Annotated in this window: 26 protein-coding genes; 19 read left to right on the top strand and 7 right to left on the bottom strand. The window is 58.5% G+C overall.

What is annotated here, in order from left to right:
- Window positions 1-116 precede the first annotated feature (116 nt).
- Genes I6N98_RS14220 through I6N98_RS14210 form a run of 3 tightly spaced genes read left to right on the top strand, consistent with a single transcriptional unit; the run spans window position 117 to window position 2678 of the window.
- Entirely contained in the window at window positions 117-953 is an 837-nt protein-coding gene (locus tag I6N98_RS14220; RefSeq protein WP_198569006.1) for a sugar nucleotide-binding protein, read from the top strand.
- Window positions 950-1483, top strand: a complete 534-nt coding sequence (gene moaB / locus I6N98_RS14215) for a molybdenum cofactor biosynthesis protein B (protein WP_198569005.1) — start codon at window positions 950-952, stop codon at window positions 1481-1483. The genes I6N98_RS14220 and moaB overlap by 4 nt, the downstream gene beginning before the upstream one ends.
- A complete protein-coding gene (locus I6N98_RS14210) occupies window positions 1476-2678 on the top strand; it encodes a molybdopterin molybdotransferase MoeA (protein ID WP_198569004.1) in 1203 nt (400 codons plus the stop codon). Before moaB ends, I6N98_RS14210 begins: the two co-directional genes overlap by 8 nt.
- A gap of 95 nt (window positions 2679-2773) precedes the next feature.
- Here the strand turns inward: I6N98_RS14210 and fabB are convergent, their stop codons facing one another.
- Together fabB and fabA are read right to left on the bottom strand one after the other, a co-directional pair.
- On the bottom strand, window positions 2774-3994 hold the full coding sequence (fabB, locus tag I6N98_RS14205; protein WP_198569003.1) for a beta-ketoacyl-ACP synthase I: 1221 nt from the start codon (window positions 3992-3994) through the stop codon (window positions 2774-2776).
- A gap of 90 nt (window positions 3995-4084) precedes the next feature.
- Complete coding sequence (gene fabA, locus I6N98_RS14200) at window positions 4085-4606, bottom strand: bifunctional 3-hydroxydecanoyl-ACP dehydratase/trans-2-decenoyl-ACP isomerase (protein WP_198569002.1); 522 nt, start codon at window positions 4604-4606, stop codon at window positions 4085-4087.
- A gap of 334 nt (window positions 4607-4940) precedes the next feature.
- On the opposite strand from fabA, the gene galU reads away from it, so the two are divergent.
- Window positions 4941-5771: a UTP--glucose-1-phosphate uridylyltransferase GalU gene (gene galU, locus I6N98_RS14195; protein WP_198569001.1), complete on the top strand. Its 831-nt coding sequence runs from the start codon at window positions 4941-4943 to the stop codon at window positions 5769-5771.
- A gap of 2 nt (window positions 5772-5773) precedes the next feature.
- The gene (locus tag I6N98_RS14190; RefSeq protein WP_198569000.1) at window positions 5774-7117 is read left to right on the top strand and encodes a phosphohexomutase domain-containing protein; all 1344 of its coding nucleotides are present in this window, start codon (window positions 5774-5776) and stop codon (window positions 7115-7117) included.
- Between the two features lie 22 nt (window positions 7118-7139).
- Here the strand turns inward: I6N98_RS14190 and pgi are convergent, their stop codons facing one another.
- Complete coding sequence (gene pgi, locus I6N98_RS14185) at window positions 7140-8759, bottom strand: glucose-6-phosphate isomerase (RefSeq protein ID WP_198568999.1); 1620 nt, start codon at window positions 8757-8759, stop codon at window positions 7140-7142.
- A gap of 131 nt (window positions 8760-8890) precedes the next feature.
- Window positions 8891-9850 carry a polyprenyl synthetase family protein gene (locus I6N98_RS14180; RefSeq protein ID WP_198568998.1) on the bottom strand — a complete coding sequence of 320 codons (960 nt, stop codon included), beginning with the start codon at window positions 9848-9850 and terminating at the stop codon, window positions 8891-8893.
- Between the two features lie 271 nt (window positions 9851-10121).
- On the opposite strand from I6N98_RS14180, the gene rplU reads away from it, so the two are divergent.
- The 4 genes from rplU (at window position 10122) to proB (ending at window position 13236) form a co-directional block, all read left to right on the top strand.
- Entirely contained in the window at window positions 10122-10433 is a 312-nt protein-coding gene (gene rplU, locus I6N98_RS14175) for a 50S ribosomal protein L21 (RefSeq protein ID WP_198568997.1), read from the top strand.
- Between the two features lie 30 nt (window positions 10434-10463).
- The gene (gene rpmA / locus I6N98_RS14170; RefSeq protein WP_198568996.1) at window positions 10464-10721 is read left to right on the top strand and encodes a 50S ribosomal protein L27; all 258 of its coding nucleotides are present in this window, start codon (window positions 10464-10466) and stop codon (window positions 10719-10721) included.
- 134 nt (window positions 10722-10855) lie between these two features.
- Window positions 10856-12052 carry an Obg family GTPase CgtA gene (gene cgtA, locus I6N98_RS14165; RefSeq protein WP_198568995.1) on the top strand — a complete coding sequence of 399 codons (1197 nt, stop codon included), beginning with the start codon at window positions 10856-10858 and terminating at the stop codon, window positions 12050-12052.
- A 62-nt stretch (window positions 12053-12114) separates the two neighbouring features.
- Window positions 12115-13236, top strand: coding sequence for a glutamate 5-kinase (gene proB, locus I6N98_RS14160; protein WP_198568994.1), 1122 nt, complete (start codon window positions 12115-12117; stop codon window positions 13234-13236).
- Window positions 13237-13302: 66 nt separating this feature from the next.
- Here the strand turns inward: proB and rpsT are convergent, their stop codons facing one another.
- Both rpsT and I6N98_RS14150 read right to left on the bottom strand, forming a co-directional pair.
- On the bottom strand, window positions 13303-13569 hold the full coding sequence (rpsT, locus tag I6N98_RS14155) for a 30S ribosomal protein S20 (protein ID WP_198568993.1): 267 nt from the start codon (window positions 13567-13569) through the stop codon (window positions 13303-13305).
- Between the two features lie 117 nt (window positions 13570-13686).
- On the bottom strand, window positions 13687-14061 hold the full coding sequence (locus tag I6N98_RS14150) for a diacylglycerol kinase (RefSeq protein WP_232787351.1): 375 nt from the start codon (window positions 14059-14061) through the stop codon (window positions 13687-13689).
- Window positions 14062-14204: 143 nt separating this feature from the next.
- Here I6N98_RS14150 and lpxL point away from each other — a divergent pair, with 143 nt between their 5' ends.
- The 7 genes from lpxL (at window position 14205) to I6N98_RS14115 (ending at window position 20784) form a co-directional block, all read left to right on the top strand.
- Window positions 14205-15098 carry an LpxL/LpxP family Kdo(2)-lipid IV(A) lauroyl/palmitoleoyl acyltransferase gene (lpxL, locus tag I6N98_RS14145; protein ID WP_198568992.1) on the top strand — a complete coding sequence of 298 codons (894 nt, stop codon included), beginning with the start codon at window positions 14205-14207 and terminating at the stop codon, window positions 15096-15098.
- A gap of 38 nt (window positions 15099-15136) precedes the next feature.
- Window positions 15137-16072, top strand: coding sequence for a mitochondrial fission ELM1 family protein (locus I6N98_RS14140; RefSeq protein WP_198568991.1), 936 nt, complete (start codon window positions 15137-15139; stop codon window positions 16070-16072).
- The gene (locus I6N98_RS14135) at window positions 16069-17223 is read left to right on the top strand and encodes a glycosyltransferase family 4 protein (RefSeq protein ID WP_198568990.1); all 1155 of its coding nucleotides are present in this window, start codon (window positions 16069-16071) and stop codon (window positions 17221-17223) included. The genes I6N98_RS14140 and I6N98_RS14135 overlap by 4 nt, the downstream gene beginning before the upstream one ends.
- Window positions 17224-17340: 117 nt before the next feature.
- The gene (locus tag I6N98_RS14130) at window positions 17341-18381 is read left to right on the top strand and encodes a glycosyltransferase family protein (protein WP_198568989.1); all 1041 of its coding nucleotides are present in this window, start codon (window positions 17341-17343) and stop codon (window positions 18379-18381) included.
- Window positions 18378-19148, top strand: coding sequence for a YrbL family protein (locus tag I6N98_RS14125; protein WP_198568988.1), 771 nt, complete (start codon window positions 18378-18380; stop codon window positions 19146-19148). Before I6N98_RS14130 ends, I6N98_RS14125 begins: the two co-directional genes overlap by 4 nt.
- Window positions 19145-19750, top strand: a complete 606-nt coding sequence (locus I6N98_RS14120; protein WP_198568987.1) for a sulfotransferase family protein — start codon at window positions 19145-19147, stop codon at window positions 19748-19750. The genes I6N98_RS14125 and I6N98_RS14120 overlap by 4 nt, the downstream gene beginning before the upstream one ends.
- Complete coding sequence (locus I6N98_RS14115; RefSeq protein ID WP_198568986.1) at window positions 19747-20784, top strand: glycosyltransferase; 1038 nt, start codon at window positions 19747-19749, stop codon at window positions 20782-20784. Before I6N98_RS14120 ends, I6N98_RS14115 begins: the two co-directional genes overlap by 4 nt.
- Window positions 20785-20815: 31 nt before the next feature.
- On the opposite strand, the gene I6N98_RS14110 is transcribed toward I6N98_RS14115, so the two are convergent.
- Complete coding sequence (locus tag I6N98_RS14110; protein ID WP_198568985.1) at window positions 20816-21859, bottom strand: tetratricopeptide repeat protein; 1044 nt, start codon at window positions 21857-21859, stop codon at window positions 20816-20818.
- A 240-nt stretch (window positions 21860-22099) separates the two neighbouring features.
- On the opposite strand from I6N98_RS14110, the gene I6N98_RS14105 reads away from it, so the two are divergent.
- From I6N98_RS14105 to I6N98_RS14095, 3 genes are all read left to right on the top strand, one after another.
- On the top strand, window positions 22100-22822 hold the full coding sequence (locus I6N98_RS14105) for a spermidine synthase (protein ID WP_232787724.1): 723 nt from the start codon (window positions 22100-22102) through the stop codon (window positions 22820-22822).
- A 148-nt stretch (window positions 22823-22970) separates the two neighbouring features.
- Window positions 22971-24461: a SulP family inorganic anion transporter gene (locus I6N98_RS14100; protein WP_198568983.1), complete on the top strand. Its 1491-nt coding sequence runs from the start codon at window positions 22971-22973 to the stop codon at window positions 24459-24461.
- The gene (locus I6N98_RS14095; protein WP_198568982.1) at window positions 24461-25315 is read left to right on the top strand and encodes a universal stress protein; all 855 of its coding nucleotides are present in this window, start codon (window positions 24461-24463) and stop codon (window positions 25313-25315) included. Before I6N98_RS14100 ends, I6N98_RS14095 begins: the two co-directional genes overlap by 1 nt.
- Window positions 25316-25318: the final 3 nt, after the last annotated feature.

Here is a 25318-nt window from a genome sequence, read left to right as displayed (position 1 = left end):
GGCCAAGTCACTAATCTTCAACAAGTTTTTCCCTTGTTTGCCCGTGGTGCATGAAGTAAGTTTGTAGCCGTTATCAAGAAATGCCGAGTCACCACTTTTAAGGGTTGCCACCAATTGTGAATGTTGTCCTGCTCTCCAACGGTGGGCCGCTGGCCGATGCAATACGTGCTCAGTTTGCATCCCGCGGTCGCGAGATATTGGACTCCGTGCATGTCGCCGATGCCAGCGACGGCGCGCTTCGCGATGCACTGGTGATTGACGCCCGCTGGATCAGCCCACTTCAAGGCGGTGGCATTGCCTCGCCACCCGCCTTTTACGAAACATTACTACACGCCTGTGCTCGGCAGTCCGCGCTGTATTTGTTGATCACCGATGGTGGCGTGTTTGATGGCGCGAATCTCGACGACGAGGGCGCTGCAGAAAATACCATTCCCGCCGCTAGCTCTGAGTGGGGTCGACAGCTAATCGCGCTGGAAGAACAGGTCTTGGCCAGTAACGCGCAAACATTGATTTTGCGCACCGGGACCCTGGTGGCTGCCAGCGGCGATCACTTTCTTGCCGATTGTGTGCGGTGGTTTCGCCAGAGTGATGCCGTGTCGCTGCGCAATACCCGCCGTGCCTGCCCGACACCAGTCACTGATCTTGCCCGGGTCGTATCGGGAATGGTCGACCAGCTCTCCTGCGGAGCGTTGTGTCGCGGGGTCTACCATTACAACAGTAGTGGCAGCAGTACGGCATTTGAATTCGCCGAAGTCAGCCTGGCTTATGCGTCGCAGTTTGTGGCGGTGGCGTCGGAGATCAGCGCAGATGACGATCAAGGGGAGGATTGGCAACCCTGGATTGCGCCATTGTCCTGTGATCGCATTCTTCGTCACTTCGGCATCAAGCAGTTACCCTGGCGAGCCTATTTGCCAAAATTGATTAAAAGCCTGTGTGAGGAGGAAGTCGTATGAGTGCCGGTGAAACCTTTACCGCTCTGGGTGTGGCGGTACTGACGGTCAGCGACAGCCGCGACGAGGCCAGCGATACCTCGGGGCACTACTTACAGGATGTGTTGAGCGGTGCCGGTCACCGCGTGCTGGAAAAATGCATTGTCAAAGACGACATCTACCAGATTCGAGCAGTGCTGTCTCGGTGGATTGCCGACGACGCCGTGCAGGCGGTTTTGGTCACCGGCGGCACCGGCTTCTCGGGCCGGGATTCCACCCCGGAAGCCGTGTCGGTGTTGTTCGACAAGGAGATTCACGGCTTTGGTGAGGTCTTTAGAGCCGTGTCCTTTGAAGAGATTGGCTCCTCAACGGTGCAATCCCGGGCGCTGGCCGGGTTGGCTAACAACACCGTGATTTTTTGCATGCCAGGCTCCACCGGTGCCTGCAAAACGGCCTGGACCCGCCTGATTGCTGAGCAGCTGGACAGTAGGCACCGCCCTTGTAATTTTGTCGGGGTGCTCAACACTCGTCGTTCTGGTGCCGAAAGTGGCTAAGTTAACCCCTTTTGATGACGCTTTGCACCAAATTGTGTCGGACGCCTCATTAGTGGGCGTCGAGCGCCTGCCAATTGTGCAATGCCGTGGCGCGGTATTAGCTGAAGAGATCCGTGCCGGTATCGATGTGCCGCCGGTGGACAACAGTGCGATGGATGGCTATGCATTGCGAGCGCTGGACGCTCGGGATGGGCAGCCCCTGCTGGTCAGCCAGCGCATCCCGGCGGGCCAGGTCGCCACGCCACTGATGCCGGGCACGGCGGCGCGAATTTTTACCGGCGCACCGGTGCCACCCGGAGCAGATTGCGTTGTTGCCCAGGAGGACTGCCAGCGCGACGGCGATCACGTGCAGTTGTCGACCCAGCCCAGTACCGGCCAGCATATTCGTCGTCGCGGAGAGGATATCGCCCGGGGGCAAACCGTATTGTCAGCCGGTCAGCGATTGGGCGCTGCGCAGCTTGGGCTGTTGGCTTCTCTGGGCATCGACGTCGCGCCGGTTCGGCGCCCCTTTAAAGTTGCGTTGATGTGTACCGGCGATGAGCTGCGCGAGCCCGGTCAGGCGATAGAGCCGGGACAGATCTACAATTCCAATCGTCCGATGCTGGCAGCACTGCTGGCCGGCTTGGGCATGGACGTTGTGGATATGGGGATCGTCGGGGATAGCCCTGAGGCCACCCGCCAGGCCCTGACAAACGCCGCTGCCGCTGCAGATGTGGTGGTTAGTAGCGGTGGTGTCTCTGTGGGTGAGGAAGACCACGTCAAAAGCCAGGTTGAGGCGCTGGGCTGGCTGTCGTTGTGGAAGCTGGCCATCAAGCCGGGCAAGCCCTTGGCCTATGGCAAATTAGGCGATACGCCGTTTTTTGGCTTACCTGGCAACCCGGTCTCCAGCTTTGTGACCTTCTGTTTGCTGGTCCGCCCCTATCTGCTGTCAATGCTGGGCGACAATGATGCTGTACCCAGCGCCTGGCCGGTGTCGGCGGATTTCGATTGGCCCAAATCCGGTAGTCGACAAGAGTACGCTCGGGCTCGCTTAAGTGGCGAGGGTGGGCGGCTCAGCGCCAGTCTGTATCCCCACCAGGGCTCCGGAGTGCTGAGTTCTGTGGCATGGTGCGATGCCTTGGTGGTGATTCCACCAGGCACCACCGTCTCGCGAGGCGATACCGTTTCTGCCATTCCCATGTCGTTGCTGGATTAGGGGTGCGACGGCCCACTAGCTGACGGATAAAAAATAACGAAGGCAGAAGAGAGGGGGGAAGTCAGCGACCGCCGGCAGCGGCCGCTGATCGAGGCTTACTCGTAGCGTTTAAACACTAGGCTGGCGTTGGTGCCACCAAAGCCAAAGCTGTTAGACATAATGGTGTTCAAGGTCACCCCGGTTTTCTTTTCGGTGAGAATGGGGATGCCCTCAGCTTCGTCGTCGAGTTTGTCGATGTTGGCTGATGCGGCAACGAAGTTGTTTTGCATCATCAGCAGCGAGAAGATCGCTTCCTGCACACCGGTGGCGCCCAGAGAGTGGCCCGCCAAAGACTTGGTGGAGCCGATCATCGGCATCGGCTGGTCGCCATAGGCCTGTTTAATGGCTTTCAGCTCCTGCATATCCCCCGCTGGCGTCGAGGTGCCGTGGGAGTTGATGTAATCCACTCCGCCGTCGATATCCTGCAGAGCCAGGTGCATACAGCGCGCGGCACCTTCACCGCTGGGCGCTACCATGTCGTAACCATCAGAGGTGGCGCCGTAACCCACCAGTTCGCCATAAATTTTTGCGCCCCGGGCCTTGGCGTGCTCCAGCTCTTCCATTACCACCATGCCCGCGCCGCCGGCGATAACAAAGCCGTCACGGTCGGCGTCGTAGGGCCGGGAGGCCTTGTCGGGGGTATCGTTGTACTTGGTGGACAGTGCGCCCATCGCGTCGAACAGTGAGCTCAGCGTCCAGTGCTCCTCCTCGCCGCCACCGGCAAAGATCACATCCTGCTTGCCCAGCTGAATCAGTTCAGCAGCATTGCCAATGCAGTGGGCGCTGGTAGCGCAGGCCGAGGAGATGGAGTAGTTGATGCCCTTGATCTTAAAGGGTGTCGCCAGGCAAGCCGACACGGTGCTGCCCATGGTCTGGGTCACCCGGTAGGGGCCCACCCGCTTGACGCCGCGTTCGCGGAGTACGTCGGCGGCTTCCACTAGATTGGCCGACGAAGCACCGCCGGAGCCGGCGATAATGCCGGTGCGGGGGTTGTCCAGGTCGCTGGCTTCCAGGCCGGAGTCAGTCAACGCTTCCTGCATGGCAATGTAGGCGTAGGCCGCGGCATCGCCCATGAAGCGCAGCTGTTTACGATCGATGTGTTCCTTGAGGTCCAGGTCTTTAATAGAGCCAGAAACCTGACTGCGAAACCCCATCTCCTTGTAGGTGTCGTTGGCAGTAATACCTGAAGTGCCGTTCTCCAGTGATGCCAGTGCGGCACTCAGGTTGTTGCCAATGCTCGACACGACGCCCATGCCGGTAATGACTACACGTCTCATGAAATACCTCTCACAAATAGGTAGTGTGTGCTTGTCCGTTGCTTAGCTATCTATCTTTATAGCTTATCTGTCGCTACAGCTGCAGCTTTACTAAAAGCTGTCGGTGTCGTTAAACAGCCCGACACGCAAATCCTTGGCGGTATAGATCACCTTACCATTAACCGAGACCTCACCGTCAGCGATACCCATGATTAGCTTGCGCTCGATCAAACGTTTGAAGTTCAGGGTGTAGGTGACCAGTTTGCTGTCCGGCAGAATCTGTCCAGTGAACTTGATTTCCCCGGCGCCCAGTGCTCGGCCCTTGCCGCCGTTGCCGCGCCAGCCAAGGAAAAAACCCATCAGTTGCCACATGGCGTCAAGGCCCAGGCAGCCCGGCATGACCGGGTCGTCGACAAAGTGGCAGTCGAAAAACCACAGGTCGGGGTGGATATCCAGCTCGGCGACCAGCTGGCCCTTGCCGTGGGTGCCACCTTCACTGCTGATATGGGTAACGCGGTCTACCATCAACATGTTGTCCACTGGCAGTCGCGGGTTGCCGCCGCTGAACAAGCGACCGTGGCCGCAATCTATAAGCTCTTGTTTGCTAAAACTATTCTTCTCGTTAACAGACATCCTGAGACCATTGTCCGGGGTGGAAAGTAGGGCGCATGTTAGCACAGCAAAAGGCGAGTCACACAAAAATGTCAACATTGGCCTGATGTTTGCTCTATCAACTTTGAACGCCGCGACAGGCACTGCTGGCAAGGTGACTTGCCCCAGCGAAACTGGGCCGTAATATGATGGTCATAGGGATTCGCTATACCACAGGCAGGTCTCGCCCCGATGCGCGAGGATGTATTGCCTAGGCAGGGCCTGACTGGGACAATCCAGCTCCCGGTCACATGTATGTTGTCGGCCATCGCCGCTGGAGTGATATGCCCTGCTAGGGGCAACTATAAGGAAAGCTATGATTAAAAAATGTTTGTTTCCCGTCGCCGGTTACGGCACTCGATTTCTTCCCGCAACTAAATCCATGCCAAAAGAGATGCTACCGCTGGTGAACAAGCCACTGGTGCAATACGGCGTGGAGGAGTCCATTGAGGCTGGGCTGAAAGAGGTGGCCTTTGTCACTGGTCGCGGCAAGCGATCGATAGCTGACCATTTCGATATTAGCTATGAGCTGGAGCACCAGATTGCCGGTACTGGCAAGGAAAAGTACCTATCCAGCATCCGCGAGGTTCTCGATAAAGGCACCTTTATGATGACCCGTCAGCGGGAAATGAAGGGGCTGGGCCACGCTATCCTGACCGGCGAGTGCCTGATTGGCAATGAGGCCTTCGGCGTTATTCTCTCTGATGACCTGTGCTTAAACAAAGGTGATGAGGGCGTGATGGCGCAGATGGTGAAACTCTATAACCAGTTTCGCTGCAGTATTGTCGCCACCATGGAAGTACCCGCCGACCAAATTGAAAAGTACGGTGTGATTGCCGGCGAGGATATGGGTAACGGTTTGTATCGGGTTTCCAATATGGTTGAAAAACCCAAGCCCGAGGACGCACCCAGTAATCTTGCGGTTATCGGTCGCTATATTCTGACGCCGGATATCTTTGACATTATCCGTGATACCCCACCGGGGAAAAATGGAGAGATTCAGCTTACCGATGCGTTGATGACCCAGGCCCAGAACGGTTGTGTACTGGCCTACAAATTCCGTGGCAAACGTTTTGACTGTGGTAGCGTGCCTGGCTTTATCGAGGCCACTAATTACGTCTACGAGCACATCTACAGCGAGGAATAACCGTGGAATCTTTGACCTGTTTTAAGGCCTACGATGTCCGCGGTCGCATCCCCGATCAGCTGAATGAAGACATCGCCTATCGCATTGGTCGCGCCTATGCCGAAGTGATCAAGCCTAAGAAAGTGGTGGTGGGCCATGATATCCGCCTCAGTAGCGAGGCCATCAAGGGGGCGCTCAGCAACGGCTTGATGGATGCCGGCGTGGATGTCTATGACATTGGGCTGTGTGGTACGGAAGAGATCTATTTTGCCACCTCACACGCCAAGATGGACGGCGGCATCGCGGTCACCGCCAGCCACAATCCCAAAGACTACAACGGCATGAAGTTTGTCCGGGAAGAGTCCAAACCCATCAGTGGCGACACCGGCCTGTTGGACATAAAAGCCTTGGCCGAGAAAAACGACTTCCCCCCGGTGGGGGAGCGGGGCGGCCTGCAGCCGCTGGATTGTGCCGACGCCTATGTGCAGCATCTGCTGTCCTATATCGATGTTGCCAGCCTGTCGCCCCTCAAAATCGTTGTGAATGCCGGTAATGGCGGTGCCGGTCGGGTTGTGGATTTACTGGAGCCCCACCTGCCTTTTGAATTTATTAAAGTTCATCACGAGTCCGATGGTAACTTCCCCAATGGGGTGCCTAACCCGCTGCTAACCGAGAATCGTCAGCCCACCATCGATGCTATCAAAAGCAGTGGTGCCGATCTGGGGATTGCCTGGGACGGCGATTTCGACCGCTGTTTCTTCTTTGATCATCAGGGCAATTTTATCGAGGGCTACTACGTGGTGGGGCTGCTGGCGGAAACCTTTCTGCTGCAATCCCCCGGTGAGAAAATCGTTCACGATCCGCGGCTGACCTGGAACACGATTGCTATCGCCGAGGCCAACGGCGGCAAGGCGATCCAGAGTAAAACCGGGCACGCCTTTATCAAGGAGCGGATGCGCCTGGAAAACGCGGTCTACGGCGGCGAGATGAGCGCTCACCATTACTTCCGTGATTTTGCCTACTGCGACAGTGGCATGATTCCCTGGCTGCTGGTGACCCAGTTAATGTCAGTGAAGTCGGCCAGTCTGGCATCGCTGGTGGAAGAGCGTCAGGCCGAGTACCCCTGTAGCGGTGAAATCAACCGCGAAGTGGAAGACGCGGCGGCAACCCTGGCGGCTATCGAGGCTCGCTACGCCGACGCCGCCCAGTCCGTGGATCATACCGATGGTTTGAGTATGAGCTTCGATGGCTGGCGTTTTAATGTGCGGATGTCTAACACTGAGCCAGTGGTGCGACTCAACGTTGAGAGTGCCGGTGACTCAGCGCTGATGCAGAGCAAAACAGAAGAGCTGTTAGCCCAGCTCTAAGTCCTTCTGCCGGGCGCTAGCCTCAGCGCCCGGCTTTCATTTTTTCCATCAAGTTTCGCGTCGAGCTGTCCAGATTCTGGGGCAGATCGCCACTGTCGATGGCAGACAATAACTGCTTGCCCACCTGCTTGCCCAGCTCAACGCCCCACTGGTCGAAGGGATTCAGTCCCCAGATAAAGCTGGCAGTAAGCAGCCTGTACTCGTAGAGAGCAATCAGGGCCCCCAGTGCTTGGGGCCCCTGATTTTCCAGCAAAATGGTGGTGCTGGGGCGATTGCCCGGCATGGCCTTGTGCCGGGCAAGCTGCATGGCGGCCTCGGGCTCCAGGCCCTCGTCGCAAAGTTTTTCGGCAAGCGCACTGGGGTCCTGTCCTTCCATCAATACCAGGCTTTGTGCAAAGCAGTTGGCCAGCAGCGCCGCGTGTCCGGCCTCGCCCCCTGCTGGTGGCGTCACCGAAGCGATAAAGTCGGCGGGAATCATATCGCTGCCCTGGTGCAGCAGCTGGTGAAAGGAGTGCTGGCCGTTGGTGCCCTCGCTCCCCCACAGTACGTTGCCGCTGGCCACCGCCAGCGGAGTGCCATCGGCGGCCACCGATTTGCCGGCGCTTTCCATAAACAGTTGCTGTAGGTAGGTGGGCAGCAGTGCCAGCCGGTGGCTGTAGGGCAGCACAACCTGAGAGCTGCAATCCCAGCCGTTGCGATACCACACGTCCAGCAGCCCCAGCAGGGCGGGAATGTTGTCTTTCAAGGGGGTTGAGGCGACGTGATCGTCCACCAGGGCGCCGCCCTGCAGCACTTGGCGAAACACCGCCATGCCTTTGCTCAGCGCAATGGCAATGCCAAAGCCTGACCACAGTGAAAAGCGCCCGCCGACCCAGTCTGGTACAGCGACTATCTGAGCCTCTGGAATCCCCAGTGCCGCCGCCGCGCTGGGCTTGGCGGTGACGGCGATAAATTGATCGGCTACCGAATCAGTGCCGCGTAATTGCTTTAGCGCGGCCATGGCGTGCTGGGCGTTGTACTGGGTCTCCTGAGTAGAAAAGGATTTCGACGCCACAATAAACAGCGTCTGGTCCAACGGCAGCTCAGATAAAACCCGCTCTATGCAATCTGGGTCGATATTGGCGACAAAATGGCTGGTGAGGTCGCCGCCAGTGGCTGAGGTAGGCAGGGCGTCGCAAAGCAGGCGAGGTCCAAAGTCGGAGCCGCCGATACCGATATTCACCACATGGCGATAGGGCTTGCCGCTGGGACCGCGCCACTGGGCGGTACGCACAGCGGTTACCAGCCGCTCCATGGTGCCGAACATGGCGCCAATATCGCCATTGCCGTCACCCTCTGCGCCCTGTCGGCGCAGCTGGGGGTAGTTGACTGGCCGCTCCTCGGTGTTGTTGAGAAGCGCACCGGTCGCCATGTCAGCAAACCGCGCCGGGAGCTCCGCTTGCTCTGCCAGTGTCAGCAGAGTCGACAGTATTGTGGGGTCGAGGTGGTGCTTGGCGTAGTCGACATACAGAGGGCCTACCTGAGCGCTGTAGCGCGCGGCGCGCTCGGGGTCGTCGGCAAAGCGCCCAGCCAGGGACTGGTTGCGGCTTGACTGGGCAAGACTGTGAAGCTGGTCGAAAACTGATCCGTCGAGTTGGGGCACGATCCTGGGTCCTTGCGGTGTTACACGTTATTCCACGCCGGTGGGGCTGACATCCGGCCCAAAGGCTTTGGAAAGTGTAACGCAAAAACCGTTCCGTTCTGATGAAAACGGGCGGGGTAGCGCGCCGCGATCTAGCTGCGCCGCTGAAGGGCGAGGGTGGTTAATGACACCAGAGCGTCCCGGTAGGCGGACGCCGGCAGTGTGTTGAGTGACTCGGCTGCCGCGTTAGAGAAATACTCGGCTTGGCGTTGGCAGTACTCCAGTGCGCCACAGGATTGCACGGTGTGAAGGATCTCTGTCAGGTGCTCGGCGGAACGCTGTTCGATGGCCTGCCGAATTTGCTGCTGCTGTTCAGGCTTGGCATGCTGGAGCGCATAGATCAGCGGCAGGGTGGGCTTGCCCTCAGCCAGATCGTCGCCGACGTTCTTGCCGGTCTCCTCGGGGTTGCCCTGGTAGTCGAGAATGTCGTCCACCAATTGAAAGGCGATGCCCAGGTTGAGACCGTATTGGTGCAGTGTCTCGCGGTGGCTTGCGGCGCTGTTAATGATGGCGGCACCGCTACAGGCGGCGGCGAATAGCACGGCGGTTTTGCCGCGAATCACATCGAAGTAATCTTCTTCGCTGGTGGCGCTGTCGCCAACCCGGGTAAGTTGGAGAACTTCCCCTTCTGCCACGGTGTTGGTGGTGTGGGACAGCAGATCCATCAGCGGCATGCTGCCGATGCCCACCAATATCTGGAAGGCCCGGGAGTAGAGGAAGTCCCCCACCAGTACGCTGGGGGCATTGCCCCAGTTGGCGTTGGCGGTGGGGCGGCCGCGCCGCAGTTCCGACAGGTCCACCACGTCATCGTGCAGCAGGGTTGCAGTGTGGATAAATTCAATCACCGCGGCCAGTCGAACTGAATCGTGACCAATATTGCCGGTGGCGCCGGCGCAGAGCAGGGTCAATAACGGGCGCAGACGTTTTCCGCCAGCATCGACAATGTAGTGCCCGATGTTTTCCACCAGGGGCACGTTGGAATGGAGTTGCTCAATAATGAAGTCGTTGACGGCGGCAAATTCGCTGTCCACGACCTGTCGAATCTGATGCATGTTTGCGAGGGTACATCTGGTGGAATCGGCAGCATCCTATGGGGCCCACTACGGGCTGTCAAGAACAGGCATTCGCGGCCTCTCTCAGGGCTTGTGATGTGGCGCTGTTGTGCGTATACTTCGCGCCCTTATTTTAGGAATGTACCGAAACTGCATTGCAGCGCTACGCGCGGCGATCAGTGCCTGGACTTGTTCCGCCTTGGGGCTCGGTTCCCCGGTGAGGCGGCCAATCTACTCAAACAGCGCAAGCAGGCTTTTGGAGAATTTGCTTATGTACGCAGTGATCGAGAGCGGTGGCAAGCAGCACCGTGTTGAAGAGGGCGAAACCCTCAAGCTGGAAAAACTGGAAATCGCCACCGGCGAGACCGTGACCTTTGACAAGGTACTGCTGGTCAAAGCGGGTGAAGATCTGAAAATTGGCGCTCCCTACGTGGACGGCAGCAAGGTTACTGCGGAAGTCGTGGCACAAGGTCGTCACGACAAAGTGAAGATCGTTAAGTTTCGCCGTCGCAAGCACAGCATGAAGCAGGCGGGACATCGCCAGTGGTATACTGAAGTCAAAATCACTGGTATCAGCGCCTAAGGGCGGACCTGAGAACACGAGGAGAAACGCATGGCTCACAAAAAAGCTGGTGGTAGTACCCGTAACGGGCGCGATTCGGAAAGTAAACGCTTAGGTGTGAAGCGCTTCGGTGGCCAGGTTGTCACTGCAGGCAGCATCATCGTTCGTCAGCGCGGCACCAAGTTCCACGCTGGTGAAAACGTCGGTTGCGGCACAGACCACACTCTGTTCGCCAAGTCGGACGGCGTGGTTAAGTTCGAAACCAAAGGCCCAAAAGGCCGTAAATTCGTGAGCATTGTCGCGGCCTGACACGCGGCCTCACGGAGATCGAAAGCCTCGTCAGCCGACGGGGCTTTTTTGTTTCTGCAGTAAGTACATTAAAGTAGTAGCCCTGAAACAGTCAGGGAGAGCGCGGCTCTCCCCATTAGCGGTAGTGATTAAACATGAAATTCGTCGATGAGGCGGTAATCCGGGTGGCGGCCGGCCGCGGTGGAAATGGCTGCCTCAGCTTTCGCCGCGAAAAATACATTCCCAAAGGTGGCCCTGACGGCGGCGATGGCGGCGACGGCGGCAGTGTGATTCTGCGCGCTGACTCCGCCATCAATACGCTGGTGGATTTTCGCTACGTACGTGCCTATCAAGCCCAAGTGGGCGAGCAGGGGCGGGGAAGCAACTGCCGGGGCAAAAGTGGCGAAGATTTGATCCTCGACGTGCCGGTAGGTACCACGGTGATCGATGAGGACACCCGGGAAGTGTTAGGGGACCTGGTTGCGGCCGGTGACACCCTAAAAGTGGCCCAGGGCGGTTTCCACGGCTTGGGTAACACCCGCTTTAAATCCAGTACCAATCGCGCGCCACGGCAGTTTACCCGGGGCACCGACGGCGAGGTCCGCAACCTTCGACTGGAGCTGAAAGTGCTGGCCGATGTGGGGCTGCTGGGCTTGCCCAACGCCGGCAAGTCAACGTTTATTCGCGCCGTCTCTGCGGCCAAGCCTCGAGTTGCAGACTACCCCTTTACCACCTTGGTGCCTAACTTGGGGGTGGTCAAAGTTCAGCCCCATCGCGCTTTTGTGATTGCCGACATTCCCGGCTTGGTAGAGGGGGCTGCCGAGGGCGCGGGCTTGGGGGTGCGCTTTCTTAAACACCTGACCCGAACTCGCCTGCTATTGCACATTGTTGATATGGCGCCCTTTGATGGCAGTGAGCCTGTGGATGCGGTGCGCAGCATTGTTAGTGAACTGGAAAAATTCAGCCCCGCTCTGGCCCAGCGTCAGCGCTGGCTGGTACTCAACAAAATGGACTTAATCCCCGAAGAGGAGCGCGAGGCTCGCTGTGCTGAGTTGATTGAGGCGCTGAATTGGCAGGGGCCGGTTTATCAGGTGTCGGCCATCAGCGGCGACAATACCGAGGGGCTTTGTCAGGACGTGCTGCACTTTGTCGAGGAGCAGGACGAGTACTTTAGCCATAACCCTGAGGCGGCCGCCGAGGAGCGGGCGTTGCAGGAGTCGATGCAGGCAGAGGCTCGGGAGCGCTTGCGGGCACAGGCCGAAGCGCGGCGCCTGGCGAGGATGGCGAATCAGGGCGACGACGATGAAGACGATGACGACGACGGGGACGTGGAAGTTATCTACCGCCCTTAATGCCCTTGGGTGCGCTGGGAGTGGCGGCTGTAACAAGCGCAAGTTAAACAAGAGAGTGTGATGTGACGCGGGAAAAACTCACTTCAGCCCGGCGCCTGGTGGTCAAGATTGGTTCGGCGCTGCTCACTGACGATGGCAAGGGGCTTTATGCTCAGGGCCTGGATAGTTGGGTCGCTCAACTGGCGGCGCTACAGCAGAGTGGCCGGGAGGTGGTGCTGGTGTCCTCCGGGGCAGTGGCGGAGGGCATGACCCGACTGGGTTGGTCGCAACGCCCCGAAGACCTGCATCAATTGCAGGCAGCGGCGGCGGTGGGGCAGGTTGGGCTGGTGCACGCCTACGAAACCCGCTTTCGCCAGCACGGACTGCAGACTGCGCAGATTCTATTGGGGCACGATGATATCTCTGCCCGGGACCGCTACCTCAATGCCCGCAGTACCCTGATGACCCTGCTAGAGCTCAACGTGGTGCCGGTAGTCAATGAAAACGACACCGTGGTAACCGATGAAATCCGCTTTGGTGATAACGACACTCTGGCTGCCCTGGTGGCTAACCTGATCGATGCCGATGCGCTGATCATCCTCACTGACCAGCAGGGCTTGTATGCCAGCGATCCCCGCCACAACCCCGATGCCGAGCTGATCAGTGATGCTCAGGCCTCCGATACTCAGTTGGATCCCATGGTGGGTGGCAGCGGTGGTGGTCTTGGTCGTGGCGGCATGCTGACCAAACTGAGGGCGGCGCGCCTGGCGGCGCGCTCTGGCAGCGACACCGTTATTGCTGGCGGTCGAGTCGATGAGGTGCTGACGCGGCTATTGGCCGGTGAGGAGCTGGGAACGCTGTTGCGAGCGGATCAGGCCCCTATGGCGGCCCGCAAAAAATGGCTGGCTGGACAGTTGCGCAGTCAGGGTACCTTGCAGCTGGATGCCGGCGCGGTGCGGGTATTGCGACAGCAGGGGCGCAGTTTGCTGGCGGTGGGGGTAACCCGTGTCAGCGGTCGTTTTAACCGCGGCGATCTGGTGCTGTGTATCGGACCGGACGGCGAAGAAGTGGCTCGCGGGTTGGTAAATTACAGCGCCGACGAGGCGAAAAAAATAGCTGGTGTGGGCAGCAAGGATATTGCCGAAGTGTTGGGCTATATCGGTGATCCGGAGCTCATTCATCGGGACAATTTGGCGGTCAGTTAGTGCGCGCCCAATGCCAGACATAAAAAAACCCGCCGCAGCGGGTTTTTTTATGTGCGAGGCTTAATGTTACGCAGCCATCGCCTTAATGCGGGCATTGAGGCGGCTCTTATGACGTGCCGCTTTGTTCTTGTGGTAAATGCCTTTGTCGGCAACGCGGTCAAGAACGGGTACAGCAGCGTCGTAGGCGGTTTTAGCCGCTTGCTGGTCACCGGATTCGATTGCCGCAACTACACGCTTGAGGTAGGTGCGAACCATGGAGCGCAGACTGGCGTTATGCGAACGACGTTTTTCCGCCTGACGTGCGCGTTTCCGTGCTTGTGGAGAGTTAGCCACTCGATACTCCTCGAAAACTGGCGTGGAAAATTTAGGGCGGGGATTATTCCGGCTGGGGGCTTGAATGTCAAGGGGGTGAGGGAATTTACCCGCCTTGGCGTGTCCCGAGACCTCGACTCAGAAAAAGCGCTGTTGAATAATCAATCCCCAACTCACCGCGCACAGCAGCAGGCTCATCAAAACGGCGGCGGAGCCAATGTCTTTGGCCTGGCCGGAAAGCGGGTGGCGGTCCATGCTTATGCGGTCGATGGCGGCTTCGATGGCGGAGTTGACCAGCTCGACGATAACCACCAGAAACACGGGGATAATCAGTGCGATACGCTCCAGGGCGGTCTGCCCCAGCCAAAACGCCGTGGGCAACAGTATCGCCGCCAGGATGGCTTCTTGGCGAAAGGCCTCTTCGTGTTGCCAGGCGGCGCGCAGACCTTTCTGCGAGTAGCCGGTGGCGTGGATGATACGCATAAAGCCGGAGCGGCCTGGTTTATTCATCATAACTACAACAAGTCCCGGGACAGATCAGTGCGTCAAATGCCCTGCTGCAAATTCCCTTTTCTCAATAACGTGTACAATGCGCGCGGCTGTGAAGGCGGCTTCGCCCCGGCCGCTAACAGGTGTAATAGTGTAATGGCAATTTGATGACAATTCCGAGACAACTCCTGGCTCCCCGCTATTGGCCGACCTGGTGTGGCGTTGCGGTGATGTGGTTCCTGGCTCAGCTGCCCAGGGCAGTCAACCACGCCTTGGGGCGGGGTATGGGAACACTGTTCTACTATTTTGCCAGGCAGCGTCGGCGCATAGCCTGGGTCAACCTGGAAATGTGCTTCCCGGAGAAGAGCGAGGCCGAGCGGCAGCGCTTGCTCAAGCGCACCATGCAGGATCAGGGTATCGGGCTGATGGAAACCGTGCGGGCCTGGTTTCGGCCTATCGAAGATCTCGATATCGTCCCGGAGCTGCACGGTGAGGAACACCTGAGCAACGACGACGGGCAGGGCATCATTGTGATAGGCACCCACTTTACCGGGCTGGATGTGGGCGGCGCACTGCTGGCCCAGTCTTTTCCGGCAGACTCCTTTTATCGCCGCCATAAAAACCCGGTGCTGGAGCGAATTCTGAGTCGCGCCCGAGGGCGCTACGGCGAGCCCATTCACCGGCGGGATGTGAAGCGGGCGCTAAAGCGCCTGCGCGAAGGGCGGCGGCTGTTTTACCTGCCGGATCAGGATTACGGTCGCAAATCAGCGGCATTCGTGCCCTTCTTCGGTGTGCTGGCTGCTACCACTATTGCCACCAGTACCCTGGCTAAAGCAGGGAGGGCGAGGGTGGTGATGACCCACCAGCAGCGCCTTGACAACGGTCGCCGCTACCGCATTGATATTGTGCCCCTGCCGCAAATTCCCAGCGACGATCCGGCGGCGGATGCACGGGCTATCAATGCCCAGCTTGAGGACAACATCCGCAAGGTGCCGGAGCAGTACATGTGGGTGCACCGGCGGTTTAAAACCCGCCCGGAAGGTAAAGCGACGTTTTACTGATCGGTCCTATGAGATCGATAAGCGAGTATGGTCAGCCCATGAGCAAAACCCTGACAGCGTGGATAATTACCGATGGCCGGCCCGGGCACCTCAATCAGATTCGCGGTCTGGTAGCGCGGCTGGAAGCCAAGTGCGATTTGCAGACGGTGTGGTTGGACATGTCCAAGAGGCCCTTTCGCTACACCCGGCGACAGGGCTTGTTACAGCAGTTCTCCACCAGCGTGGCCCCCGTCGCCAAGCTGCCGGACTGGATTATCGGCGCCGGCAGTCACTGCCATCTGCCGATGTTGTGGTGTAAGTGGATGACCGGCGCTAAAGCCCTGGTGTTAATGCGACCCAGCTGGCCACTGTGGCTGTTTGATGCCGCCTGTGTGCCGGTGCACGATGCGCCCCCCGATCGGCCCTCAGTATTGGCGACTCAGGGCGTGCTCAATGTGATCGAGCCCAGTCACACCCCCCGGCTTCCAGATCACGGTTTAATCTTGCTGGGCGGTATCAATCGGCATTTTGTATGGGATGACGACACCGTGCTGCAGCAAGTACTGGCGATTGCCGATGCCCAGCCCGCGGTGCAGTGGAAGGTGTCGGACTCGCCCCGCACCCCACCGGAATTTCTCACCCAATTGCGGCGCCAACAGCGAAGAAATATTCAAGCGATGCCCTTTGGCCACAGTGGCGGTGGCTGGTTACAGCAGCAACTGGCGGAGGCCGGACAGGTGTGGGTCAGTCGGGACAGCGTGTCGATGGTGTACGAGAGTATTACCGCCGGTGCCCCGACGGGCTTGCTTAGCTTGGGCAAAAAGCGCGATTCCCGAGTGACCCGCAGCATGGAACAGGTGCTGGCCAGTGGTCTGGCCAGCGATGCGGCAACGGTCGACCTAGACCAAGCGCTACCAAAACCCGGGACGACATTGTGGGAGGCGGATCGCGCCGCTGACTGGCTGTTGGCGATGGACAAGGGAGTGAAGCAATGACGACAGCTGAGTCGCGCAAATCAGCCCAGCGACGCCTGACCGTGGTACAGGTCTTACCCGCCTTGAATGCCGGGGGCGTGGAGCGGGGTACGGTGGAGTTCGCCCGGGAACTGGTCAAGCGCGGGCACCGGGCGGTGGTGATTTCCAGTGGCGGGCGCCAAGTCGAGGCCCTGGAAGCCGCCGGCTGTGAGCACATCACCATGCCGGTACACCGCAAGTCCCTGGCGTCGCTAAAGCAAGTGCGGCCGATGCGGCGCCTGCTGGAAGAACTGGGTGCCGATATCGTCCACGTGCGCTCCCGGGTGCCGGCCTGGATCGTCTGGCTGGCATGGCGAAAGATGCCCCCTGAACATCGCCCAGGCCTGGTGAGTACCTTCCATGGCTTGTACTCGGTCAACGCCTACAGCGGCATTATGGCCCGGGCCGAGCAGGTGATCGCCATATCCCACTGTGTGCAGGATTACATCTTTGAGCACTACAAGGTCGCCCCGGAGCGGGTGACCCTGATTCCCAGAGGCTTGGACCCTGCGGCGTTTAGCCGTGAGCCGGTGTCGCGGCAATGGCAGGCAGATATACTGGCGGACTACCCGGCATTAAAGGATAAGCGGCTGATTCTTATGCCGGGACGTCTCAGTCGCTGGAAGGGGCAGGAGGCTTTTTTGGCCATGATGGCGCAGCTCATCAAACTGCGGCCCGACTGCCACGGTGTGGTGATCGGCGATGCCGAGCCCGATAAGCAGCACTACCTCCAAGAACTGATGACTCTCCGGCAGCAGCTCGGTTTGCAGGAGCACGTCAGTTTTCTCGGCCACCGCAGCGACATAGCCCAGTTTTATCGCTGGGCCGATGTGACCTGCCATATGTCCAACAAGCCAGAGCCCTTTGGTCGCACCGTGCCGGAGTCGCTGGCGTCGGGCACGCCGGTGGTGGCCTATGACCGGGGCGGTGCCAGCGAATCCCTGCAGCAGGGCTTTCCTCAGGGGCTGGTGCCTCCCGACGATGTGGTGGCCTTTGCCGCTCGGGTGGCGGACATCCTCGACGCCGACAACCATCTTCGGCTGCCCGAGGCCTACTACCTGGACAGCCAGGTACAAAGCACCCTTGAGGTCTATCAACGGCTACTGAAAATTGGCGACACTGCCACGGCCTGAGCTGGGTGGCAGGGCCGGCGATAACTGTTGCCGCTGTGGGGGCAATGGTATAGTCGCGACTCGTCACTGGCCCGGATGCAGGTGCTCAATAATCAACATGAACGTCATGGACCCTCGATGAGAGTTTTACATATTGCCTACCAACAGCTGCGTCGCTACGGCCAGACCCGGGTCAGCTGGGCACAGAAACTCAGTTTTGGCCTGATCAAAAACGACCACTACCTGCAAACCTTTAGTGATCGGGATATCGCCGCCTTTGAAGCGCCCTTGGGAATCCGCGACTTGGGCGTTGGCAAAGCCAACAAGCGCCTGCTGGAAATGGTCGACGCCATGGAGCCCGACCTGGTGATTGCCGGGCACTGCGATATGATTACTAACGACACCCTAAAGGCGATCAAGGGCTTGTACCCCAATGCGGTGGTGGCCCATTGCAATAATGACCCGCTGTTTGTGCCCAGTAATGTGGAGCGCATCAAGTCCCGGGCATCGGTGGTGGACGCGGTGTTTGTCTCCACGGGGCGCCGTGAATTGCGCCAGTTTGAAGGTATCGGCGCCCGCCTTTACCACATGCCCAACCCGGTGGACCCTTCGGTGGAGTGCCTGAACAACGCCGAGCGGGACGATCTGGATATCGATTTGCTGTTCTGCAGCAACGCCACTGAATTTACCCAGCGCCTGCAAATGGTGGGTCGAATCAAAGACGCAGTGGCAGAGGAAATGAACTTCAAAACCTATGGCAGCTTTGGCGAGTCGCCGGTGTGGGGGCGAGATTACGACCGCGCTTTGGCCCGTACCCGCATGGGGCTGAACCTGAATCGCCAGGAGGGGGACTACTGGTATTCCTCGGCGCGGATGGCGCAGCTGGCGGGCAATGGCATTTTGCAGTTTACTCACAGTGGCCCGCGTTTTGACGAGCTGCTGCCCGCGGAGTCGGCGGTGTACTTTGACGATGAGGCCGACTTGCTGGCCAAAATCCGCGAGTTCCACCACGACGATCACAAACGCCAGGCCTGGGCCAGCCGCTGCCGGGATTTCTTTCATCAGCAAATTAACTCCCGTCTCTACGCCCAGTACATTGTCGAGGCGTCAATGGGGATTCCTTTCAGCCACGACTACGTGTGGGCCCGGGACATCAATCTGGACGGCTCGCTGAAATGATTGCCTTGCAGGACAAAGAGGCCTTTGCCAGGGGCGGCAACCGCCTGTGTTTTGTCCACCCTGAGTTTGCCGATCGTTGCATCAAGGTCAGGCGCCCCGATCGCAGTTTGGAGTGGCGGCGTGCCAAAAAAAGCTTCCCCAAGAATCTGCGACCGCTGTCGGCCTTTGATGACAACCTGGAAGAACTGCAGGTGATGGAGCGTTTGCAAAGCCACTATCCCGATGCCTTGTTTAAGCATGTCAGTCGCTGCTACGGCATGCTGGATACCGATATGGGGCCGGGCCTTTGCTCCGAACTGATACTGGACGGCAATGGGGAGATTTCCCGCTCTCTTAAGCTGGAGCTGTGGCACGGCGGCTATCAGCCCGACCTGCAGCGCGCCGTCGCAGAATTGATGGCTCACTGGCGCGACTACGCGGTGCCCTCCAAGGATTTGTTGATTCACAATATCGTAGTGCAGCGCGATCAACAGGGAGCGATTCAGCGCTTGGTGGTGATTGACGGTATGGGGGCATCGGGCCTGGCGGGGAAGGCCTGGGCGCCGCTGTGGCTGCGCCGCTACTTTGCCGGTCGCAAGGCCAACAATTTACCCGAGCGCATCGATGAGTTTTTAGCCCAGATTCAGGACGGCAATTATCCCGGCCTACAGGGCGTGCCGCTGAAAGACGGTGAGCCCAATATCCCCCCGCCAAAGCAGGACACCCCAGGTGTGACCAAGTCGGGAGCCAGGGTGTCACCGGTAGATCAGGACAAGACAGAACCATGAAAGTATTTGGCGCTGGCCTCAGCAAAACTGGCACCACCAGCCTGCAAGAAGCCTTTACTCTGCTGGGCTACAAAACCCTGGGCTTTCATGCCGACCGCCTCCACGACGCGGTGATTCACGGTCGCGAGGATGCCAACTTCCGGGTCTATGACGATATGGATGCGGTCTTCGATTTGCCGGTGGCCCACTACTATGAGCAGTTGGCTAAGGCTTACCCGGAGGCCAAGTTTATCCTTACTTTGCGGGACGAAGATGACTGGTGGCCCAGTATCGAGAACCACTTTTTTCTGCGGCCGGTGAAGTATCCCCGTTTGTTTGACCTGCCCCGGAGACGCTCTTACAAAGTCTTTCGTCGCGCCTTGCGAGAGCGGGTTTACGGCAGTGCTTCGCCGGTTGAGGATCTCTACCGCCAGCGCTATCGGGAGCACAACGCCCGGGTGCAGGCGGTGATTCCTGCCGAGCGCCTTTTGGTGATGAATATTATGGCAGGAGACGGCTGGGACAAGGTTTGCGAGTTTATCGGTGTGGACAAACCGGCAATGCCGTTTCCCTATAAAAACCGGGCGCGCAATGCCGATGATCAGACACAGGAGCTGTCATGACACAGTTGCGGGTAGCCCAGGTATTGGCCGGTGCCCCTCAGGGTGGGGCGGAGAATTTCTTTGTTCGACTCAGTGCCGGATTGCAAGCCAGTGGCGAGCTCACCGAAAAGGCCTTTATCCGCAATCACCCCCACCGGGTGGCAGCACTGCGGGAGCAAGGCGTGGAGACTGCTGGGTTCCGGTTTGGTGGCCAGTTTGATGTCTACGACCGTTGGGTCTATCGACGTCAGCTCAATAAATTCCGCCCCGACATCGTGATGACCTGGATGGGGCGGGCCAGTGCCGCCACGCCCAAGGGTAACTATGTGCTGGTCAATCGTCTGGGACACTACTACAAACTCAAGTACTACCAACAGGCCGATTACTGGGTCGGTATCAGTAAGGGGATTTGCCAGCATCTGATTGACGGCGGCATGCCGGCGGATCGAGTGGTGCACATTCCCAATTTTGCCGACGAGACCGAGGTCGCGCCGCTACCCCGGGACAGTTTTGATACGCCAAGCGATGTACCGCTGCTGTTGGCGGCCGGGCGCCTGCATACCAACAAGGCCTTTGACACCTTACTGCGGGCGCTTAAAGAGGTCCCCGATGCCGTGCTGTGGCTGGCGGGCAGTGGGCCGGAGGAGGCCGCGCTAAAGTCGCTGTGCAGTGAACTGGGCCTGGACGCCCGGGTGCGCTTTCTGGGCTGGCGCAACGACGTCACCGCACTGATGCGTACCGCTGATCTGTTTGTTTGCCCCTCACGACACGAAGGGCTGGGCTCGATTGTGATGGAGTCCTTCTTCCACGGCTGCCCAATTTTGGCCACCCGCTCCCAGGGCCCTGGGGAAGTGATTGCCCACGGCGAGACCGGCTGGTTGACGGATATTGACGATGTGCAGCAACTGAGCGATGCCATTGTGCAGCTGCTGGCCAACCCGCAAATGCGGGACCAGCTGCGCGACAGTGCGGCCCAGGACTATCGGCAGCGCTTTAGCCGCGAGGTGGTGGTGAATCAGTACGTGGATTTCTATCGCCGCATAGCCCGGCGCTAGCCGAACGGCATTGACTGTTCTTCGCGAAACTTCAGTCTTCGCTAAACTTCAGGCGCGCCGCTTTGAGTCCGTATTCTTCGTACTTTTCCCGGTCGCCTTTGCGGCGGTAGATAACCGCTGCAAACTCATAAAACCGGTACTCATCACGCTGTAAATAGATGGCTCGCTGTATCGCGGTAAGCGCTTCCGTGTAATTGCCCCGTTCGTAGGCGTCCCGGGCCCGGCTGTAATGCCAGAAGGGGTTCCGCCGTTGTAACTGGTGGTTGTACTCTTCCAGCGATTTTGCCAGCGCCTTCTCGCCGGTGCCGCGATACAGGCGTCCCAGGTTTGACAGAGCCGTCGGCTCGTGAGCATCTAAGCTAAGCGCCTGGCGATAGGCGATCTCCGCCATATCGTTGTGGCCTTCACGCCTGAAAAGGCTACCCAGGTTTCCCCAAATAAAGGCCTCCTTAGGGTTTAATTGCAGGGCGCGACGGAAGTAACGATAGGCCTGTCTGTGGTCGCCGCTATTGAGCATATCGATGCCGCGATTGCTGTAAAACTGTGCGGCGGCTTCTGACTCAGACAGACGGGTCTGCGCATAGAGGTACTCGTAGTTGTCGACGCTGAGGTCCACCACGACTTCTTCTCCACCCTCCAAGACCACCACCGCATTGATGTGCTTGTACACCGCCAGGCTGTTGTTGGACAGCATTTCCCAGCTGGGTGGCACGGCCACCTGATTGTAGTGGGCCTCCAGGCCGGCTTCCCGGGCCATGGTGATAAACAGCGATGTTAGCGCCAGACAGTTGCCCTCGCGCTGATAAAAGGTGTCGGCAGCGTTGTGAGTGATGCCGGGGTTGTATTCCAGACCCAACTGGCTGGGGCGCAGCAGGCTGTCGATCAAATAGCGCAGCCGAGCGCGGGGCTGCAATACCGAGGGGACATGCTCTTCAACAAAGCTCCGCATGGTTTGATCCATGTCCAGAATGCCATCGTCGGGGGGCGGGGTATCCTCGCTGACCTCAAACAGCGCGCCTTGTTGCAATAGCGCGTCGGTCTCCGCCTCAGAGGGGGCTTGAATCGGCAGGTCCACAGAGGAAGAACACGCCGTTAGGGCAGTGAGCAGAAGGAGCAATACTAAATAAGCTGTGAAATTCGGCGTCCTACGGTGCTGGAAAGCCATTGACGGTATCACTTATTCTTTTTAAACACGGGTTTGCCATAGTGTACGCGCAAAAGACGAATGTTGGTGTGACAATTTAACGACGAACATTCTTGTTTCCACGTATCATGGCCCTTTTTCATAGGCAGGGAAATCGCGCTTGTGTCACTGATGTTTGAAGAAATTGATAGCCAGAGCTCCCCCATCGGCGAGATATCGTTGCGCCGCCGGCGGATTCCGGTGCTGGGTGACCGGGATATTTACGAGGTGAAGCTGGGCGATGAATTTTTAATGTCCAGCGCCTTTTACGCTGCCGAAGAGGCCCTGGCGACTCTCGGGCTGGCGGCGCTGCAGGGTGACAAACTCAGTGTGGTGGTCGGTGGGCTGGGGCTGGGTTACACCGCGGTAAAAGCCTTGGAAGATACCCGGCTGGATGAACTGTTAGTGGTCGAGGCTCTGGATACCGTCATCACCTGGCACCGTGAAGAACGAGTGCCGCTGGGGCAGGTATTGAATGCTGACCCCCGCAATCGCTATGTGCTGGGCAGCTTTTTTGACCTGGCGGTCGACCCCCTGTCGGGTTTTGACCCCCGGCAACCCGGACGTCAATTTGACGCCATTCTGCTGGATATCGACCACTCACCCACGCAATTTCTGAATTCAGCCAATGCCCGTTTTTATAGCACTGACAATCTCGCTTTAATGGCCCAACAGCTTAAGCCAAGTGGAGTTTTTGCTATGTGGTCACAGAACCGGCCGGATGCCGAATTTGAAGCCCTGCTGGCTACAGTGTTTGAGCAGGTAGAATCCCACTTGGTGTCTTTCTTCAATCCCTTTCAGAATAATCAGGCAACAAACTCGGTGTATGTGTGCAAAGGTCCCGCAGCAGTCTAGACCGGAAGAATAGAGTTAGAGGTGCAGTTGGTCGCGTTACGACTCATTTGCATACTCACTGACCAATCCGTAAACTTCCCCGCTCGCCGGGGCGGCGGTATCCGCCAGGCGCCTCTCTCCGATTTATAGTCTCCCAAGCAGGCCTTTCATGTTGCTTTCAAAAAGAGAAGATTGGCTCGGTAATATCCGTGCCGACCTCCTGGCCGGGCTGGTTGTAGCCCTGGCGTTGATCCCAGAGGCAATTGCCTTTTCCATTATTGCCGGTGTCGACCCCAAGGTGGGGTTGTACGCGTCTTTCTGTATCGCGGTGGTGATCTCCATTGTCGGTGGTCGCCCGGGTATGATTTCCGCTGCCACCGGGGCGATGGCGCTATTGATGGTGACGCTGGTGAAAAACCACGGTTTGGAGTACCTGCTGGCGGCCACGCTGCTGACCGGGGTGCTGCAAATTATCGCCGGCTACCTGAAGTTGGGGCAGCTCATGAGTTTTGTGGCCAGGTCGGTGGTCACCGGTTTTGTGAATGCCCTGGCGATACTGATTTTTATGGCCCAGCTGCCGGAGCTGACCAACGTCACCTGGCACGTCTACGCCATGACGGCAGGGGGGCTGGGGATTATCTACCTGTTCCCGCGCTTGCCCAAGGTCGGCAAAGTCATTCCCTCGCCGCTGGTGTGCATTCTCACTATGACCGCACTGGCCGTCGCTGTTGGTTTGGATATTCGCACCGTGGGCGATATGGGTGAATTGCCCGATACCCTACCGGTATTCCTGTGGCCGGATGTGCCCTTAAACCTGGAAACCTTGCAAATCATCTTCCCCTACGCTGCCGCGATGGCGGTGGTGGGCCTGCTGGAGTCGCTGATGACCGCGACCATCGTCGACGACCTGACCGATACCGGAAGCGACAAAAACCGCGAGTGTAAGGGCCAGGGCGTGGCCAATATCGCCTCTGGTTTGCTGGGCGGCATGGCTGGGTGTGCAATGATCGGCCAGTCGGTGATCAACGTGAAGTCGGGTGGCCGGGGGCGGTTGTCGACCTTTTTTGCCGGTGCCATGTTGCTGACAATGGTGGTCTTTCTCAGTGACTGGGTATCGTTGATTCCCATGGCGGCGCTGGTAGCGGTGATGATTATGGTCTCCATCGGGACTTTCAATTGGGAGTCGATCCGGGGCCTTAAGACCAATCCGCTGTCCTCCAATATTATTATGGTGGCGACCGTGGCGGTGGTGGTGTGGACCCACAACCTGGCCTTTGGCGTGCTGGTGGGGGTGTTGTTGGCGGCCTTGTTCTTTGCCAACAAAGTCAGTCACTTTATGTATGTCGATAAGTCTGAAAGCGAAGAGGGCACGACCCACCGCTATCGGGTAGTGGGGCAGGTGTTCTTTAATTCCTCAGATCGCTTTGTGGGCTACTTTGACTTTAAAGCGGCGGTGGATAAGGTCATCATTGACCTCAGCGCTGCCCATTTCTGGGATATTTCCGCAGTCGCGGCGCTGGACAAAGTGGTGATCAAATTCCGCCGCGAGGGTGCCGATGTGGAAGTGATTGGTCTCAATGAGGCCAGCGAAACCATTGTCGACCGTTTTGGCGTCCACGATAAACCCGAAGAAATCGACAAAGTGCTGGGAGCGCATTGATGACGGAGCATAACAATAACTACGTGCTGGGGTGTATCGATGGCGGTGGCTTAAGTACCGCGGTTTGCGACTACGCCGCCTGGGTCGCCAAGGCTGTGGGTGCGCCATTGAAGCTATTGCACAACATCGAACAGCGTTCTCGGGCCGAAGTGGACCTCAGCGGCAGCATCGGCCTGGGCAGCCAGGAAGAGCTGCTGGAAGAGTTAACCCGGGTTGAACAGGAGCGCAGCCGCCTGCTGATGAACAAGGGTAAGCTAATGCTGGAAGCCGCCCGCCAGCGTTGTGAAGAAGACGGTGTGGCCGAACTCGAAGCTTGGCAGCGTCACGGCAGTTTGCAGGAAGCACTGGTTGAGCTGGAAGATGACATCCGCGTATTGGTGATGGGTGTGCGGGGTGAAGAGCACGGCGAGGGCGAGCTGGGTGCCCATCTGGAGACGGTGATTCGGGCATTGCACCGTCCGGTGTTGGTGGTCAATGGCGAATTTTCGGTTCCTGAGGAAATCATGCTGGCCTACAACGGTACCGAAGCAGCGGAGAAGGCGCTGGAAATGGTGGTGGCAAGTCCGCTGCTGAGGGGGCTTCCCTGTCACCTGGTTTACGTGGGCGATGAGCAACGCGCTCAAGAGGCTCTGGATGAGGCCACCCGTACCCTGAAGGTCGCGGGGGTGGAGCATCGCGCCGTGCATTTACAGGGCAAAATCGATGAGGCGCTGTGCCAATACCAGGCTGAACACAATATTGGCCTGACCGTAATGGGGGCCTACAGCCATCACCGTCTGCGCAGCATGCTGTTGGGCAGCTTTACCGCCCGTATGCTGACGGCAACCCAGCGTCCACTCTTGCTGTTGCGCTGATAC

It is taken from the genome of Spongiibacter nanhainus (assembly GCF_016132545.1).
In the GTDB taxonomy this organism is placed as follows: domain Bacteria; phylum Pseudomonadota; class Gammaproteobacteria; order Pseudomonadales; family Spongiibacteraceae; genus Spongiibacter; species Spongiibacter nanhainus.
This window is presented reverse-complemented; position numbering and strand designations above follow the sequence as displayed.

What these genes read in the sequence shown, in the direction of transcription:
- I6N98_RS14140 (WP_198568991.1), top strand. Translation starts at nt 15,137, where the DNA reads ATGAGCAAAACCCTGACAGCGTGGATAATTACCGATGGCCGGCCCGGG.
- galU (WP_198569001.1), top strand. Translation starts at nt 4,941, where the DNA reads ATGATTAAAAAATGTTTGTTTCCCGTCGCCGGTTACGGCACTCGATTT.
- fabA (WP_198569002.1), bottom strand. Translation starts at nt 4,606, where the DNA reads ATGTCTGTTAACGAGAAGAATAGTTTTAGCAAACAAGAGCTTATAGAT.
- fabB (WP_198569003.1), bottom strand. Translation starts at nt 3,994, where the DNA reads ATGAGACGTGTAGTCATTACCGGCATGGGCGTCGTGTCGAGCATTGGC.
- I6N98_RS14100 (WP_198568983.1), top strand. Translation starts at nt 22,971, where the DNA reads ATGTTGCTTTCAAAAAGAGAAGATTGGCTCGGTAATATCCGTGCCGAC.
- I6N98_RS14135 (WP_198568990.1), top strand. Translation starts at nt 16,069, where the DNA reads ATGACGACAGCTGAGTCGCGCAAATCAGCCCAGCGACGCCTGACCGTG.
- I6N98_RS14105 (WP_232787724.1), top strand. Translation starts at nt 22,100, where the DNA reads ATGTTTGAAGAAATTGATAGCCAGAGCTCCCCCATCGGCGAGATATCG.
- I6N98_RS14095 (WP_198568982.1), top strand. Translation starts at nt 24,461, where the DNA reads ATGACGGAGCATAACAATAACTACGTGCTGGGGTGTATCGATGGCGGT.
- I6N98_RS14120 (WP_198568987.1), top strand. Translation starts at nt 19,145, where the DNA reads ATGAAAGTATTTGGCGCTGGCCTCAGCAAAACTGGCACCACCAGCCTG.
- moaB (WP_198569005.1), top strand. Translation starts at nt 950, where the DNA reads ATGAGTGCCGGTGAAACCTTTACCGCTCTGGGTGTGGCGGTACTGACG.
- lpxL (WP_198568992.1), top strand. Translation starts at nt 14,205, where the DNA reads ATGACAATTCCGAGACAACTCCTGGCTCCCCGCTATTGGCCGACCTGG.
- I6N98_RS14180 (WP_198568998.1), bottom strand. Translation starts at nt 9,850, where the DNA reads ATGCATCAGATTCGACAGGTCGTGGACAGCGAATTTGCCGCCGTCAAC.
- I6N98_RS14115 (WP_198568986.1), top strand. Translation starts at nt 19,747, where the DNA reads ATGACACAGTTGCGGGTAGCCCAGGTATTGGCCGGTGCCCCTCAGGGT.
- cgtA (WP_198568995.1), top strand. Translation starts at nt 10,856, where the DNA reads ATGAAATTCGTCGATGAGGCGGTAATCCGGGTGGCGGCCGGCCGCGGT.
- I6N98_RS14150 (WP_232787351.1), bottom strand. Translation starts at nt 14,061, where the DNA reads ATGATGAATAAACCAGGCCGCTCCGGCTTTATGCGTATCATCCACGCC.
- rpmA (WP_198568996.1), top strand. Translation starts at nt 10,464, where the DNA reads ATGGCTCACAAAAAAGCTGGTGGTAGTACCCGTAACGGGCGCGATTCG.
- I6N98_RS14125 (WP_198568988.1), top strand. Translation starts at nt 18,378, where the DNA reads ATGATTGCCTTGCAGGACAAAGAGGCCTTTGCCAGGGGCGGCAACCGC.
- I6N98_RS14130 (WP_198568989.1), top strand. Translation starts at nt 17,341, where the DNA reads ATGAGAGTTTTACATATTGCCTACCAACAGCTGCGTCGCTACGGCCAG.
- rplU (WP_198568997.1), top strand. Translation starts at nt 10,122, where the DNA reads ATGTACGCAGTGATCGAGAGCGGTGGCAAGCAGCACCGTGTTGAAGAG.